The organism is Flavobacterium sp. Leaf359 (assembly GCF_001423985.1).
Taxonomy (GTDB): Bacteria; Bacteroidota; Bacteroidia; order Flavobacteriales; family Flavobacteriaceae; genus Flavobacterium; species Flavobacterium lindanitolerans.
Genome location: NZ_LMPW01000012.1, coordinates 265654 through 281548, shown reverse-complemented (window position 1 = coordinate 281548; position 15895 = coordinate 265654). Strand labels below are relative to the sequence as shown.

15 protein-coding genes are annotated in these 15895 nt (G+C 37.8%); 4 read left to right on the top strand and 11 right to left on the bottom strand.

Annotated elements, in window-relative coordinates; translation table 11 throughout:
- Positions 1-2766, top strand: a complete 2766-nt coding sequence (locus tag ASG38_RS09515; protein ID WP_369814311.1) for a von Willebrand factor type A domain-containing protein — start codon at positions 1-3, stop codon at positions 2764-2766.
- 81 nt (positions 2767-2847) lie between these two features.
- Here the strand turns inward: ASG38_RS09515 and ASG38_RS09510 are convergent, their stop codons facing one another.
- On the bottom strand, positions 2848-4482 hold the full coding sequence (locus ASG38_RS09510) for an ABC-F family ATP-binding cassette domain-containing protein (protein WP_056069736.1): 1635 nt from the start codon (positions 4480-4482) through the stop codon (positions 2848-2850).
- Positions 4483-4637: 155 nt separating this feature from the next.
- Here ASG38_RS09510 and ASG38_RS09505 point away from each other — a divergent pair, with 155 nt between their 5' ends.
- Positions 4638-5750 (top strand): AI-2E family transporter, encoded by a 1113-nt coding sequence (locus tag ASG38_RS09505; RefSeq protein ID WP_056069733.1) that lies wholly within the window; start codon positions 4638-4640, stop codon positions 5748-5750.
- Here ASG38_RS09505 and ASG38_RS09500 read toward each other — a convergent pair whose 3' ends face one another.
- The 8 genes from ASG38_RS09500 to ASG38_RS09465 all read right to left on the bottom strand — a co-directional run bounded on the left by ASG38_RS09500 (position 5751) and on the right by ASG38_RS09465 (position 12634).
- Positions 5751-6275 (bottom strand): GNAT family N-acetyltransferase, encoded by a 525-nt coding sequence (locus ASG38_RS09500; protein WP_056069729.1) that lies wholly within the window; start codon positions 6273-6275, stop codon positions 5751-5753. It lies immediately after the preceding gene.
- Positions 6276-6284: 9 nt separating this feature from the next.
- Positions 6285-6500 carry a DUF2007 domain-containing protein gene (locus ASG38_RS09495; RefSeq protein WP_056071373.1) on the bottom strand — a complete coding sequence of 72 codons (216 nt, stop codon included), beginning with the start codon at positions 6498-6500 and terminating at the stop codon, positions 6285-6287.
- A gap of 23 nt (positions 6501-6523) precedes the next feature.
- Positions 6524-7162 (bottom strand): DEAD/DEAH box helicase, encoded by a 639-nt coding sequence (locus ASG38_RS09490; RefSeq protein ID WP_056069726.1) that lies wholly within the window; start codon positions 7160-7162, stop codon positions 6524-6526.
- A 42-nt stretch (positions 7163-7204) separates the two neighbouring features.
- A complete protein-coding gene (locus ASG38_RS09485; RefSeq protein ID WP_056069722.1) occupies positions 7205-8368 on the bottom strand; it encodes a sigma-54 dependent transcriptional regulator in 1164 nt (387 codons plus the stop codon).
- Between the two features lie 22 nt (positions 8369-8390).
- A complete protein-coding gene (locus tag ASG38_RS09480) occupies positions 8391-9695 on the bottom strand; it encodes an ABC transporter permease (protein WP_056069720.1) in 1305 nt (434 codons plus the stop codon).
- Between the two features lie 68 nt (positions 9696-9763).
- Positions 9764-10687, bottom strand: coding sequence for an ABC transporter ATP-binding protein (locus ASG38_RS09475; RefSeq protein WP_056069717.1), 924 nt, complete (start codon positions 10685-10687; stop codon positions 9764-9766).
- A 195-nt stretch (positions 10688-10882) separates the two neighbouring features.
- Positions 10883-12001: a molecular chaperone DnaJ gene (gene dnaJ, locus ASG38_RS09470; RefSeq protein ID WP_056069715.1), complete on the bottom strand. Its 1119-nt coding sequence runs from the start codon at positions 11999-12001 to the stop codon at positions 10883-10885.
- A 54-nt stretch (positions 12002-12055) separates the two neighbouring features.
- On the bottom strand, positions 12056-12634 hold the full coding sequence (locus ASG38_RS09465) for a nucleotide exchange factor GrpE (RefSeq protein ID WP_056069712.1): 579 nt from the start codon (positions 12632-12634) through the stop codon (positions 12056-12058).
- Between the two features lie 177 nt (positions 12635-12811).
- On the opposite strand from ASG38_RS09465, the gene ASG38_RS09460 reads away from it, so the two are divergent.
- The gene (locus ASG38_RS09460; protein WP_056069709.1) at positions 12812-13486 is read left to right on the top strand and encodes a YceI family protein; all 675 of its coding nucleotides are present in this window, start codon (positions 12812-12814) and stop codon (positions 13484-13486) included.
- Positions 13487-13664: 178 nt separating this feature from the next.
- Here ASG38_RS09460 and ASG38_RS09455 read toward each other — a convergent pair whose 3' ends face one another.
- Both ASG38_RS09455 and ASG38_RS09450 read right to left on the bottom strand, forming a co-directional pair.
- Complete coding sequence (locus tag ASG38_RS09455) at positions 13665-14570, bottom strand: TIGR01777 family oxidoreductase (RefSeq protein WP_056069706.1); 906 nt, start codon at positions 14568-14570, stop codon at positions 13665-13667.
- A 94-nt stretch (positions 14571-14664) separates the two neighbouring features.
- Positions 14665-15117 (bottom strand): DUF4442 domain-containing protein, encoded by a 453-nt coding sequence (locus ASG38_RS09450; protein WP_056069703.1) that lies wholly within the window; start codon positions 15115-15117, stop codon positions 14665-14667.
- Between the two features lie 244 nt (positions 15118-15361).
- Between ASG38_RS09450 and ASG38_RS09445 the strand changes: the two genes are divergently transcribed.
- Positions 15362-15895: DUF4870 domain-containing protein (locus ASG38_RS09445; protein ID WP_082482196.1), on the top strand; the 534-nt coding region annotated here is incomplete at its 3' end.

The following is a 15895-nucleotide window of genomic DNA, read 5'->3' as shown; positions in this document are numbered from 1 at the left end:
ATGGAAAATCAAGATAAAATATTCGAACAATTCAAAGATGCCTCAAAAAAGGCAGAGACGAAAGACTTTCCGGCTATGGAAAAAGTCTGGAACCGTGTTGAAGAAAAGCTGGATAAGAAAGACGATAAAAAAACAATAGCGCTTTGGAAAAAAATCGGGATTGCTGCTTCGCTTCTTCTGTTCTTTTCTTTAGGCTATCAATTTCTAAAAACAGACGAAACTACAATCGACACTCCAAAAAATCCGATTGTAACCCAGGAAAAAGAAAACACGATTTCTAATTCTGAAAAAGAAGCCGTTGTTGACAATTCTGATATTACTGTAAAACCTGAAAAGACAGAAACTAAAACTTCTAAAATTATTAAAAGTAAGGCTGTCAGTATAAAAACAGATGATGCTGTGGCAGTTGCTGAAGACACCAAAGAAACAGAGGAAGTCTATAGTAAAGCTACAGAAATAGCCGGGGTAGAAATAACACAGGCCGAGCCAAAAGCAGAAATACTTAAAGAGGCAAAAATTATTGTTGCCGAAACTAAAACCGATCCGGTTACAAATGAAAAAACTGTAATAGGAACCGTAGTTGACGGTCAAAATTTGCCTTTGCCTGGCGTTAATGTAGTTGTTAAAGGAACAACCCGCGGCACCCAGACTGATTTTGACGGAAAATATAGCATTGCGGTTAATCCTAACGAACAACTGGCTTTCTCTTTTGTGGGCTATAAATCAACAACTGTTTCCGTTAAAGATCAATCCAGATTGGATATTGCGCTATCAGAAAGCTCCGGAATGCTTAGCGAAGTAATTGTAACCGGATATACTTCTACAAAAAGAACAAAATCATCAGCCGCAGTAAAATTAAATGAATCAAGACGCAGGTCTAAAAAAGAAGCTGCATTGGCTCCAACAGATTCTTTTGCAAACGGATATATAGCTCAAAATAATTCAACGGATAACAAACTTTATAGAGATGGAGACAAAAACAGTAATCCTACCATCCAATCGTTACAAGGGGCAGTTACCGGTTTGAACATAGGTACCGGAAGCGGACAACCCGGCGGAGACACCTCTATTGTTATTAGAGGTATTGGATCTGTTAATGACAATAATGAGCCATTGTATATTGTAGATGGCATGCCTGTGGATGAAGAAGGTTTGAGAAAGCTCACTCAAAACAATATTGAAGAAATCACTGTTTTAAAAGATGCTTCGGCAACAGCTATTTATGGCAATAGGGGTATTAATGGAGTAATCGTAATTAAGACTAAAAATGGTACTAATCAAAAACTTTCTAAAAGAGAATTAAGAAAAAAACTTCGGGAATTAAAACAAAAGAAAAATACCGAAGTTTATAAAACGGATGAACATACAGAAGACTATAATCCGTTTGTTGAAAATCCGTTTGAAAATCCTAAGAGCGAACCGCTTTCTACTTTTTCTATTGACGTGGATAATGCCTCTTATACCAACATCCGCCGATTTATCAATAATGGCCAGGAAGTACCCAAAAATGCAGTGCGTGTTGAAGAAATGGTCAACTTCTTTAAATACAGCTATGAACAGCCAAAAGGAGAAGACCCGTTTTCTATACAAACAGAATACAGCGATGCACCATGGAATCCGAAACACAAATTATTGAAAATAGGATTGCAGGGAAAAATTATCCCAACTGAAAAGCTACCGGCTTCCAATTTAGTGTTTTTGATTGATGTTTCCGGCTCTATGGATGAAGAGAACAAGTTGCCATTGCTAAAACAGTCACTAAAAATTCTGGTTAATGAACTGAGAAAAGAGGATAAGGTTTCTATTGTAGTGTATGCCGGAGCTGCCGGAATGGTTTTACCTCCTACTTCCGTAGACGACAAAAAGACCATTATTGATGCTTTGGAGAAACTAAATGCTGGCGGCAGTACGGCAGGTGGCGAAGGAATTGAGTTGGCGTATAAAACAGCACAGGAAAATTTTATCAAAAACGGAAACAACAGGGTTATTCTGGCAACAGACGGTGATTTTAATGTTGGAAAATCATCCAATGCCGACATGGAAACGCTTATCGAAGAAAAAAGGAAATCAGGTGTTTTCCTTACCTGCCTGGGTTATGGCATGGGAAATTATAAAGACAGTAAAATGCAGACCCTGGCCAATAAAGGAAACGGGAACCATGCGTATATCGACAATATTCAGGAAGCCAACCGCTTTTTGGGAAAAGAATTCAAGGGTACGCTTTTCGCCATTGCCAAAGACGTAAAAATCCAAATTGAGTTTAATCCAAAACACGTTCAGTCTTATCGCCTGATTGGTTATGAAAAACGAAAATTAAAAACCGAAGATTTTACCAATGATGCTATTGATGCCGGCGAATTAGGAAGTGGCCACACCGTTACGGCTTTATATGAAATTATTCCTGTTGGAGTAAACAGTGAGTTTGCCGGTAAAACACCTGACTTAAAATACACAAACGCCCAGGAAAACAATACATCCTACAATGATGAACTGGCAACCATAAAATTCCGGTATAAAAAACCTGATGGTGAAAAAAGTATTGAATTGACAAATGTTATCGGGAATAAATCTATCCCATTGAATGCCGCTTCCAAAGATTTTAAATTTTCTGCCGCAGTCGCATGGTTTGGATTAAAATTAAGAGATTCAAAACTGATTCCGAATAAATCTTTAAACGACATCAAAAAATTGGCAAAAGGGGGATTATCTAATGACGAAGAAGGCTATAAATCTGAATTTATCCGATTGGTGGAAAACGTAAAATAAATTGGAAAAAAGAACTAAAAACCAATGCTTTTGGTATACAGGAGCAATAAAAAACCGATAGCCCTGCTATCGGTTTTTTTATTATTTCTCAATTTCTCTAAGGCTTTCCATCTTTTTATGAGCCAGGAATCCGGTAATATCCTCAAAATGTTCCTTCACTCTTTTGTTTCCAAATTCAAATACTTTTGTGGCCAGTCCGTCAAGAAAATCACGGTCGTGGGATACCAGAATCAAGGTTCCGTCAAAATCGCGAAGCGCATCCTTGATAATATCTTTTGTTTTCATATCAAGGTGGTTGGATGGCTCATCCAGAATCAAAAGGTTTACCGGTTCCAGCAATAGTTTAATCATCGCCAGACGTGTTTTTTCACCTCCCGAAAGCACTTTTACTTTTTTAGTCGTATCATCACCGCTAAACATAAAAGCGCCCAGAATATTTTTAATCTGTGTACGGATTTCACCAACGGCTATGCTGTCAATAGTTTCAAAAATAGTAGCGTTTTCGTCTAATAAAGAAGCCTGGTTTTGGGCGAAATAGCCAATTTGTGCATTGTGCCCTATTTCAACCGCACCGCTGTCTATGCCAATTTCCTTCATGATTGCCTTAATCATGGTTGATTTTCCTTCCCCGTTTTTTCCCACAAAGGCTACCTTCTCTCCTCTTTCGATTACGATATTGGCATCTTTAAACACCACATGGTCGCCATATGATTTCGACAAATCCTTAACGACTACAGGATATTGTCCGGAACGTACGGATGGAGGGAATTTCAATCGCAAAGCAGAATTATCAACCTCATCAACTTCAACAGGCACTAATTTTTCAAGCATTTTCACACGCGACTGTACCTGTAATGTTTTGGAATAGGTTCCTTTAAAACGCTCAATGAATTCCATATTTTCTGCAATCATCTTCTGTTGCTCTTCATAGGCTTTTAATTGATGCGCTCTTCTGTCTTTTCTCAATTCCAGATATTGGGAATACTTGGCTTTATAGTCATAAATCCTTCCCATTGTTACTTCAATCGTACGGTTGGTGATGTTATCGACAAAAGCCCTGTCGTGCGAAATGACCACTACCGCTTTTGCAGAATTGATAAGAAAATCTTCCAACCATTGGATAGATTCGATATCCATGTGGTTCGTAGGCTCATCCAGCAATATCAAATCCGGTTTTTGCAATAAAATTTTAGCCAGTTCGATACGCATTCTCCAACCTCCTGAAAATTCAGAAGTCAGGCGTGTGAAATCTTCTCTTACGAAGCCTAATCCCATCAGGATTTTCTCTACTTCCGCTTCATAATTGATTTCTTCAATGGCATAATATTTCTCGCTCAAATCAGAAACCCTTTCAATGAGTTTCATATAATCGTCAGACTCGTAATCGGTACGGATTGTCAGTTGTTCGTTCAGTTCGTCGATTTCAGCCTTCATCTTAAAGATTCCGCTAAACGCTTTTGAAGCTTCCTCCATAACCGTTGTTTCATCTTTAGTGAGTAAATGTTGCGGAAGATAGGCAATCACAGCATCTTTTGGTGCAGAGATATTTCCTCCGGACGGTTTGTTTTGACCCGCTATTATTTTTAGAAGCGTTGATTTTCCTGCTCCATTTTTACCCATAAGGGCTATTTTGTCATTTTCATTTATGGAAAAAGTAACATCGCTGAAAAGCGTAGTGCCTCCAAACTGTACTGAAATATCGTTTACTGTAATCATCTGATATGCTATGAAATTGATTGTAAAATCCGCCTCCCGGATTTTTGAAGGTGCAAAGATAACGCAATTAAGGAATTAGGCAATCTGAAAAAACTGGTAATACTGATAGAGAATTCAAAATTAATTGACTTATATTTATAGTAAAGATTTTACTAATGTCTAAAACTACACCTTTTTATACGCGGCTTGCCCATGTCCTAGTTTCCATCATCTGCCTGTTCTATCTGGCTATTATTGGAGAGACACTACTGGCACCGCTTATTTTTGCTTTTTTATTTTCCTTATTACTACTCCCTTTTGCTAACTTTTTAGAAAAACGCTGGAAGTTTCCCCGTTCGTTATCATCGGCTACCGTATTGCTTGCTTTGGTACTTGCCATCACATCCATAGCCTATCTGCTTTTGAATCAATTGAGCGACCTGACCAATGACCTTCCGGCCTTTAAAGAACAGCTTTTGGCCACATCTACTACTTTGCAGGATTGGATTTCAGACACTTTTAATATTGACAATCACGAACAAATCAGCTATATCAATTCTGCCACGACAGAGGCTTTAAGCAAAGGAACCTCTATATTGGGACAGACCTTATTGTCTGTTTCGTCGGTTATGCTTTTTTTGGTATTTATTTTTTTATATACCTTTTTTATATTACTCCACCGCCGGTTATTACTCACTTTTTTGGTTTCGTTATTCAAGGAAAAGCACTCTGCCGTTGTGTATGATGTTGTTTTCAACATACAATATATTGTCAAGAAATATATAGTCGGACTCTTTCTCCAAATGCTGATTGTTTCTGTATTGGCATGTACCGCTTTTGAAATTATCGGAATAAAATATGCTTTCTTATTAGGACTGATTACAGGAATTTTTAATGTCATTCCCTATATTGGCATACTGACTTCGCTGATACTTACCGTCCTGCTGACATTTTCAACGATGAATTCTACGTCTGTACTGCTGGTTATTTTCAGTGTCTTTCTGATTCATTTGATTGACAGCAATTATGTCATGCCAAAGATTGTAGGTTCCAAAGTAAAGATAAATACACTTACTGCGTTACTCGGTTTGGTTTTGGGAGAATTAATCTGGGGTATTAAAGGAATGTTTTTATCCATCCCGATTATCGCTATTTTTAAGGTCATTTTTGACCGGGTCGACGGACTGAAACCCTGGGGCTATGTTTTGGGAGAAGATGACAGCGCTCCGAAAATTTCCGTTACGGAAACTGAACAAGTCCTCATTGAAAAAATGGAAGAACCCGAATAGTTAGCTATTCGGGTTCTTTATTTCATACCAGGCTTGCGAAATGCCATCCTCATCAAAGAAATTTACAAAGTATAATCCTGCTTTTTCGAGTACTTTTCGGGAAGCGAAATTATCAAAATCAGCGTAGGCATTGATTTTTTCCAGCTTCATTTCATTAAAGCCAAAATCAACAAAAGCTTTTGCCGTTTCACAGGCGTAGCCTTTGCCCCAATGCTTTTCTATAAAACGGTAGCCTAAATCATAATAGGTATCATGTCCGTTGACATTCTTATTCAATTTCAATCCGGACCAGCCAATAAATTCACCTGTTTCTTTTAAAATTACGGCCCAACGCCCAATTCCGTTTTCCAGATATTGCTGACGGATATTTGCAATTGCCTCACGAACCTGCTCAATATCTGTAACCGGATTTTTTCCAAGATAGGTATGAACTGCCGGATTGGAATCCAGTTCAAACATACCCACATCGTCTGAAGGCTGCAGCTCCCTCATGAGCAATCTTTCGGTTTCTATAGAAGTCCTCATATCCTATTATTAAAGGTTCATTTTGAAATCCGTAATTATCGGGTCGGCTTTTCCATATTTTGATTCATCAATAAAAATCTCAACAGCAATACTGCCTCCTGTTCCCAGAACAATTGCAGACTGGTTGTTATTTCGCATTAATGTTTCAATACCTGCTTCTTCCAATTTTGTTTTTAAAGCTATTGCCAAAATCTCATCTCCTGAGAATACTTTCATTAGTCCCATTTCTAATTTTTTTTTTAGTTGTGTTATTCTGTTTCTTCTTCCTCTTCCCAATCATCCATCTCAAAAAACAGAGGCTCGACCATTGTCCGGTCTGCAAAGCTATCCACTCTTTCTGTGATATTTTCTGAAAAATAAATTCTTTGTGTTTTGCCCATTGACTCTGAAATCCTTGCCAGTTTGGTATCAAAACGCAACCGCAGCAAATCATCAGTATCTTCAATAATGAACATTTTCAAGCGGTTGACATCAAATCCTGCTGATGAAAACATATCACTCAATCGGTTTGGCGTTCCAATCAAAACATCGATTCCCAGAGAAATCTGGTTTTTATCAAAATCAATATCGCCTTTGTCATGAACACCATATACCCTAAGGTCTGTATAATTTCCTAATTTTTCGAAAAGCTGTTTCATTTCCAGCATTTTCTCTTTGCTTTCAACAACAATCAGGGCTCTGGGAGATTCCTCAAATGCTTTTTCAAGTCGTTGGATTACATTGATGACCAATGTCGTGGTTTTTCCTGATTTTTCAGGCGCAATAATGACGCAATCGGCACCACTTTTTATGGTTGAAAAAGTTTCCTGCTGCATTTCATTGGCCTCAACAAGTCCATTTTCAACCAAAGCTCTTTGAAGCTTTTCGTTTATTTTTTTTAATTTCATCTTATATTGTATAACGTCCTGAATGCCTTCCCAGGGAAGCTGTTATTTGCTGGCAAAAAGCTTTACATCTGTTTCGGAAATTTCGTTTCCGCCAAGAATAATCAAGCGTTCCACAACGTTTCTTAATTCCCTGATGTTTCCTGTCCAATCATATTCTTTCAAAAGTGCTATGGCTTCATCAGAAAACTGTTTAGGTGCATTTCCCTGTTCAGCTGCTATTTTTTCAGTGAAATGGTGTATTAATAAAGGTATGTCATCGCGCCTGTCATTTAACGCGGGTACTTTAATCAGAATAACGGCCAATCTGTGGTATAAATCTTCACGGAAACGGCCTTCCTCGATTTCTTTTTTCAAATCTTTATTGGTAGCGGCAACCACTCTCACATCTACCTTAATATCTTTATCGGCACCTACTCTCGTAATCATATTTTCCTGTAAGGCACGCAATACTTTGGCCTGGGCAGAAAGGCTCATATCTCCTATTTCATCAAGAAAGATGGTTCCTTTATCTGCTGCTTCAAATTTCCCTGCCCTGTCTTTTACGGCAGAAGTAAAGGCTCCTTTAACATGCCCGAACAATTCGCTTTCAATTAATTCCGAAGGAATCGCAGCGCAGTTTACTTCAATTAAAGGTGCTGCAGAACGTTCGCTTCTTTCATGAAGCTGGTGTGCTACCAGCTCTTTTCCGGTTCCGTTTGGCCCAGTAATCAGAACCCTTGCATCGGTCTGGGCTACTTTTTCAATAATCTGCTTGATATGGTTGATGGCTTCGCTGTCGCCAATCATCTCATAATTCTTGCTTACTTTTTTCTTCAATATTTTGTTTTCAACAACAAGCTTCTTTTTGTCAAGCGCATTGCGAACGGTATTCAAAAGCCTGTTCAAATCCGGTGGTTTTGAAATATAATCAAAAGCCCCGAGACGCATCGTATTGATGGCCGTTTCCAAATCGCCATGTCCGGAAATCATCACCATTGGAATTTCAGGCTTGATTTTCTTTACGGCTTCGAGAACTTCGACACCGTCCATTTTAGGCATTTTGATATCACAAAGCACCAGGTCATAATCATCATTCTTGATTTTTTCAAGTCCTTGCTGGCCGTCTTCGGCTTCCTCAACAACATACGAATCATTTTCTTCAGAAAGAATCTTCACGAGTACTCTCCTGATTGCTGCTTCGTCTTCTATAATCAATATTTTGGGCATATCTTACTCTTTTACTTTGCGTTTAATATTTAAGCCATTTGTAAAGTTCTTTCCAGGTAGGTTTTTTGCCATACATCAGAATACCAATTCTGTAAATCTTTGAAGCAAACCACACCACCAAAAAGAACGTTCCGAACAGCAATACCAGAGAAACCACTATTTGCCACCACGGCACGCCAAAAGGAATTCGCATCAGCATGACAATTGGCGAGGTAAGCGGAATGAATGAGAATACGGTGGCTACGGTTCCATGAGGGTCGTTCAGTACGCTAAAGAAACCTACATAAACACCAAGCATTAATGGAAGGATGATTGGCAAAAGGAATTGTTGCGAATCAGTTTCATTGTCAACCGCCGCACCAATTGCTGCATAAATGGAGCTGTATAAAAAGTAACCTCCAATAAAATAAACGATAAAGGAAACCAGCAATGTTACTATTGGTAGATTTCTAAATTCATTGACATAAAGCTGCATGTTGCCAGAAATCCCCTCATTAGCCGTCGCCATCATTTCAGGAGACATAGATGGAGAAGTCCCTATATTGATCCCTAAAAATACCGAAGCCACAAACAGCAATATTCCTCCAAGCAATGCCCAGATTACAAATTGCAGTACACCCGCCAAAGAAGTTCCAATAATTTTACCCAACATTAGCTGGAACGGCTTTACAGATGAAATAATAATTTCAATAATGCGGTTGGTTTTTTCTTCGATAACGCTTCTCATGACCATATTTCCGTAAATAATGATGAACATCATAATAAGGTAACCAAAAGCGGCTCCTATAAAAATTTTGATTTCGTTGAGTCCTTTTACTGTTTCCTCACCCGATGCTTTTGCAAGGCTAATGTCCACCTGTGCTTCGGCATTACGAATGGCCAACGTATCCAGATTGGCCTTTTCAAAATTAGATTTTGTGAGTTTTTGGGCAATGATGCTTTCCAAATCGTCTATATAGGAAAGACTTGGACTGTCATTAGAAATATACTGTATTTTTTTGGACAGTTCTTTATTGTCATCCACTTTCGGAATATACAAAACAGCCTCATATTTTTCGGCCATAATACTGTCTTTCAACACTTTTAAATCGACATTGGAACGGTCAAGATAATGGTATTCGTCTGAATTCTTGAATTCCTTGACAAAAAGATTGGATTCATCATGGATTGCAATTTCCTTGACATCTGACTTCATCGTACTCAGATAGGCTACAAATGCCACAAGACCAACCATGAGCAACGGACTCAGGAAAGTCATGACGATAAATGATTTGTTACGAACCTTTGCAACAAATTCTCTTTTTATGATTAGTGATAATACGCTCATTTTAGATTTTAGATTTCCGATTATATGATTTAGTGATTTTTGGCATGATATAATGCTTTAAACCGCAACTATTTATCGCTTACTGTTTGGATAAAAATATCGTTAACGCTTGGTATTTTTTCCACGAAATGTGTCACCTGACCCATCTGCGTCAGGATATTCAGCAATTCATTAGGTGAAGAATCTCCAATCTGTACTTCCAGTTTTAAATCGTCGTTGAGCGTCTTGAAGCTGGTCTGCCCAACAGTAAATTTCTGAGTGAGCTGATACATCAATCCTTCTACATTTGAAGTCATAATCCCTACCTGGAAACTATTGGTTCTGTATTCTTTCTTGACGTCATGCAGTTTTCCCTCAATCAGTTTATTGGATCGGTGAATCAAGGCAATATCATCACAAAGCTCTTCCACGCTTTCCATTCTGTGAGTAGAAAAGATAATTGTAGAACCCTGTTTTTTCAGTTCCAGAATTTCATCCTTTATCAGATTGGCATTCACAGGATCGAAACCACTAAAAGGTTCATCAAAAATCAAAAGTTTGGGTTTGTGCAGAACGGTTACTACAAATTGAATTTTTTGAGCCATTCCTTTTGAGAGTTCCTGGATTTTTTTATTCCACCAACCCTGAATTTCAAGTCGGTCAAACCAATAATCCAGCTGCTTTTTGGCTTCCGCTTTTGAAAGTCCTTTCAACTGGGCAAGATAAAGTGCCTGTTCGCCAACCTTCATGGTTTTGTACAAACCTCTTTCCTCCGGCATGTATCCAATATGCTGAACGTGTTCCGGCTTTAATTGTTCCCCATTCAAAAAAACAGTGCCGCTATCCGGCATTGTTATTTGATTGATAATTCGGATTAGCGAGGTTTTTCCAGCGCCATTAGGACCAAGAAGTCCGTATATGCTCCCTTTAGGAACCTGTAGCGAAACATTGTTTAAGGCAGTATAATCGCCATATTGCTTGACTACATTTTTAACTTCAAGTATGTTACTCATTATGTTTTTTTGGATTTATTTCTTCAATCGGGCCTAAAGGTCCATGAGTCTGTAAAAATAAGGAATTTGAAGGCAAAATTTATGCGAATTTCAAAAAAAAACCCACCCCTATTTGCACAAGGATGGGAAAAATTGCTATGAAAAAGAAAATTACTAGTTGCCTAGTAATTTCCAAATATAAAAATTTTTGAATTATTATGAAAACATATCCTTAACTTTTTCAAAAAAAGATTTTTCACTCTTCTCCGGTTTTGGGATAAAATTTTCTTCTGTAATTGATTTTTCGAAAAATTGTTTTTGTTCTTTATTCAGGTTTTTTGGTGTCCAAACGTTTACATGCACCAGTAAATCACCATTTCCATAACCGTTGATGCTTGGAATTCCTTTGCCTTTCAGGCGAAGAATCTTACCTGACTGTATACCTTCTTCCAATTTGATTCTTACTTTTCCGTTTACTGCTTCGATATCTCTTGTGACTCCCAAAACAGCTTCCGGGAAACTTATATACAGATCCAGATGCAGGTTTTCGCCTTCACGTTTTAAAAATTCGTGTTCGACTTCTTCAATTGCAACAATCAAATCGCCCGGTATACTGTTGCTTCCCGGCGCATCATTTCCTTTATTGGAAACTTTTAACTGCATTCCGTCTACTACACCGGCCGGAATTTTGATAGAAACGGTTTCATCAACCATAATCATTCCCTGAGCATCCGCATCTTTAGGTTTGCTTTCAAGCACCTGACCCGAACCACCGCAAGTATGACAGGTTGTTGCCGACTGCATTCTTCCTAAAATTGTATTGGTAACTCTCATTACCTGACCTTGACCGTTACAGGTAGGGCAGGTTTTATAATGGGCATCTTTAGCCTGTACTTTTCTTTTGACCTTTACCTTTTTCTCAACACCATTGGCAATTTCCTCTAAAGTCAGTTTGACCTTGATTCTCAAATTGCTTCCTTTCACTCTTCGCGGACCCGAGTTTCCACCTCCGAAACCACCAAAACCGGCTCCAAAAGCGCTGCCGAAAATATCTCCGAACTGGCTGAAAATATCATCCATATTCATACCTCCGCCACCAAAACCTCCGGCTCCGTCAAATGCCTGGTGTCCGTACTGGTCGTATTTTGCCTTCTTTTGAGGGTCGCTCAAAACTTCATAAGCTTCTGCCGCTTTCTTAAAATTTTCTTCTGCTTCCTTATTTCCCGGATTCTTATCAGGGTGGAATTCTATTGCTTTCTTTCGGTATGCCTTTTTGATTGCAGCAGCATCTGCAGATTTTGAAATTCCTAATATTTCGTAAAAATCTTGTTTCATTTTTTCATTTTTAGCATTGAAATGCTGTAGGGTTTTCTACAGCATGACGAGTCATTACTGTCCGATTACCACTTTAGGGAAACGGATAATTTTGTCGCCCAATTTATATCCTTTCTCTACAACATCAACAATCTTGCCTTTCAAATCGGCCGAAGGTGCAGGGATTTGTGTAATTGCCTCTGCAAAATCAGGGTCAAATGAATCACCTGCTTTTACTTCAACTCCTTCAAGACCCTTTGATGCCAAAGTTGTTCTTAGTTTCTCGTGAATCAATTCAACACCTTTTAAAAGGTTTTCGTCACCGGATTTCGAAATTTCAACCTGAGCCCTGTCAAAATCATCCAAAACAGGCAATAATGCCAGAAGAACTTCCTGATTGGCCGTTTTGAATAAATCAATTCGTTCTTTTGCAGTTCTTCTTTTATAATTTTCGAATTCTGCAAAAAGACGGATAAACTTGTCTTTTTCGGCTGCCAAATCTTGGGTCAGTTGCTCTTCAACGCTTAGTTCTTCAACAATTAACTGCTCTCCATTTGCGTTAGCTTCTAAAGTTGCGTCATCGATTTCCTGCTCTTTGTCTTGATTTTCAGCATTCATAGTATTTTTACTTTTAAATATATTCTTAATTTTCATTTTCTGCTTTTCAAGGGATTGCAAAAGTACTGCCAATTGTTTTAAAATGTCAAATTGTCACGCTTTTTTTCTCCTATATTAGAACCCAAAACCCTCAAAACATTTTGATTTTAATATAATTTTAAGATATTTTTGGCCTGAATTTGATATGTTTGCTAAGCTAAAAAATTAAATCTTATGAAGAATCGTATCGCATCTCTATTAATTTTATCTGCATTAACCCTGACAGTTTCCTGCAAAAATGACAAAGCAGCTGAAGCCGAAACCACTGAAGCGGGTGCTGTAAAAGAAGCATCTGGTGAAGCTGTATCCTACACAGTAGACAAAGGGAGTTCAAAAATTGACTGGACCGGTTCTAAACCGACAGGAAAACATACCGGAACAATTAATCTTAGTGACGGAACGGTTTCTATAAAAGACAATGTATTGGATAGCGGTAAATTTACTATAGATATGAATACGATCACCGTAACCGACCTGAAAGCCGGTGACGGAAAAGAAGATTTGGAAGGCCACTTAAAAGGAACTGGCGGTAAAGAAGAAGACTTTGACCATTTCTTCAACGTAAAAAAATATCCTCAGTCTACTTTTGAAATTACAAAAGCCGTGACTGAAAACGGAAAAACAGCTGTAGAAGGCAACCTGACCATGAAAGGTATTACAAAAAACGTAAAGTTTCCTGCTACTGTAACTGTTGACGGAAATACGGTGACACTTGTCAGCGACCCTTTTACTATCAACAGAACGCTTTGGAATGTGAACTACGGGTCAAAATCTGTATTTGACAATCTGGGAGACAAATTTATCAATGACGACATCGAACTTAAGGTTAGCATTACTGCTAAGAAATAATTGTTAATTCACCCCAAAAAGAGCTCCATTTCAACAAATGGAGCTCTTTTTATTTTTAAGAAACTCTATATCCTGATAAGTTATATCTTTTTGTGGCTCTGCGCCTTTGCGAGTAACTATTTCACGCAAAGCCGCAGCGCCGCAAAGTTTATTAAAGAGTGATTGCTGATTTATTTTATCAGCCCAAAAGATTTTCCAGAGCCTTATCTAAAGTCCTGTATTTAAATACAAAACCGTTGTCCTGAGCTTTTTGCGAACTAACATTCTGGCTTGAAACCAGCAATATATACATTTCGCCCAAAAGCAGTTTGAGAAGAAATTCCGGGACATTAGGCATAAAAAAAGGCTTTTCAAGAATAGCAGCCGTTTTTTTGACCAACTCATGATTATCGACCGGATTTGGAGCAGTAGCATTGTAGACACCTTCCCATTCGTGCTGGATAGCAAAATGATACAAATGCACCAAATCATGAATATGTATCCAGGACTGCCATTGCTTTCCTGATCCGTAAGCAGAACCCATTCCAACTTTTATTGGCTTGAGCAATTCTTTCAGCATACCCCCTTTTTCGGAAAGCACAAGGCCGGTTCTTATTTTACAAACCTTAATATTTAATCTTTTAAAGTTATCGACAGCTTCCTCCCATTTCACTACTACCTGCCCAAGGAATGAATTGTCAACCGATTTATTGTCTTCTGTATAAAAAGCAGTAAGGCTGTCCGGATAAATTCCGATGGCTGATGCCGAAACAAAATGCCTTACCTGATGCGGATGCGATTTCAATATCCTGTAAAGCAAGTTCGTGGTTAAAGTACGGCTCTCAATAATTTCCTGTTTATTTTTTGAAGTCCAGCGCATAGAAATAGACGCTCCGGCCAAATGTACAATGGTATCTACCCCTACAATTGCCTTTTCATCAATAACACCTTGTTGCGGATTCCAATAAAAGCCCTGATAATTAGGCTCGTTTTTTATTTCTTTTTTAGAAGTGGTCAGATAATGGATTGTGATTCCGTTTTGCAATAACAGGGAAACTAACTCTGTTCCTATCAGACCCGTTGCTCCTGTAATCAAAATTTTCATAGCGTATAAATTTTCTGTATGTCAAATTTACGAGTGCATCAGCGTAATAAAATGTTAATTAAGGTAGGTTTAACGGCAAAGTACTGTCAGGGAATTACTTCACTCTTATACTCCATTCAAAATCCATTTCGGAAACCTGCTCCCCTTTTTCATTAATACCAATAGATTTCATCCAGAAGGTTTGCCCTTCGCCGGTTTGTATTGTACGCTTTACGGCATCTTCAATCAGATGTCCATCCTGGCAGGTAAAAACAATTCTTCCCGTTGCTTTTTTTGTAAAATTCCCTTTGTTGTTGGCAACCAGCATGGATATTTTCCTGTTACTTCTCTTTATATGGTACATCACCAAAGCTCCGGTAGATAATTCAGCTGCCATGGCTTGAACAGCAAAATACATCGAATTAAAAGGATTCTGATTAATCCATCGATGTTTCACGGTAACGACACAACGCTCCAAATCGATTTTCTGTACTCTTACACCGCACAAAAAAGCAGAAGGCAGTTTAAAAAAAAGAAATTTATTGAGTTTTCCGGCTGTAAATTCCATCACTTTATTTTTTTGAAATATACTAAATATTAATTGATTTGCGGGAAAAAGATAAAAAAGATGATAGATAAATAGACGGCAGACAAAAGACAAAAAACGCATTACATACTAAATATCAGGTACTTAAATTATTTTTAAAGGTTTTGTATTTGTTAATTTTTTGTTAAATATAGGTACTATGTAAAACAAGATACTGTTTTTTAGCCATATATTTGCATAGGATATTATTATATACTTTTACATCATGGAAACATCATCAAATCAAAAAACGACCAGCGCCTTTGTACACTTAAGTACATTGACACAATATTTTATTCCTTTTGGGAATTATATTTTTCCTATAATTATTTGGGGAGCCAGTAAAAAAGATTCGGACTATATTGACCATCATGGAAGACAAACCATCAACTTTCAACTTAGTCTTCTATTGTATTCTTTACTATTATCCCTGATTGCTATTCCGATTTTCATTGTTACTATTTTCAAAAACATACCTATCAACGCCATTGTCTACAACGATGACTTTATAATCGATAATTTTCATCTGGAGCATATTACCGGAATTGTGATTATAGGCATAACCGCAGCAGTTCTCTTCTTTACATTAAAAGTTGCCGAATTCTTCTTAATAATTTATGCATCTATCAAAGCCGCGAACGGAGAATTATACAAATATCCGCTGACCATCAACTTTCTTAAGACAGAGAAAAAAGAGGAAAACAAAACTGAAATTTCAGAAGAAAACGAAACATCAATCAATCATCAATCAGAAAGCGAA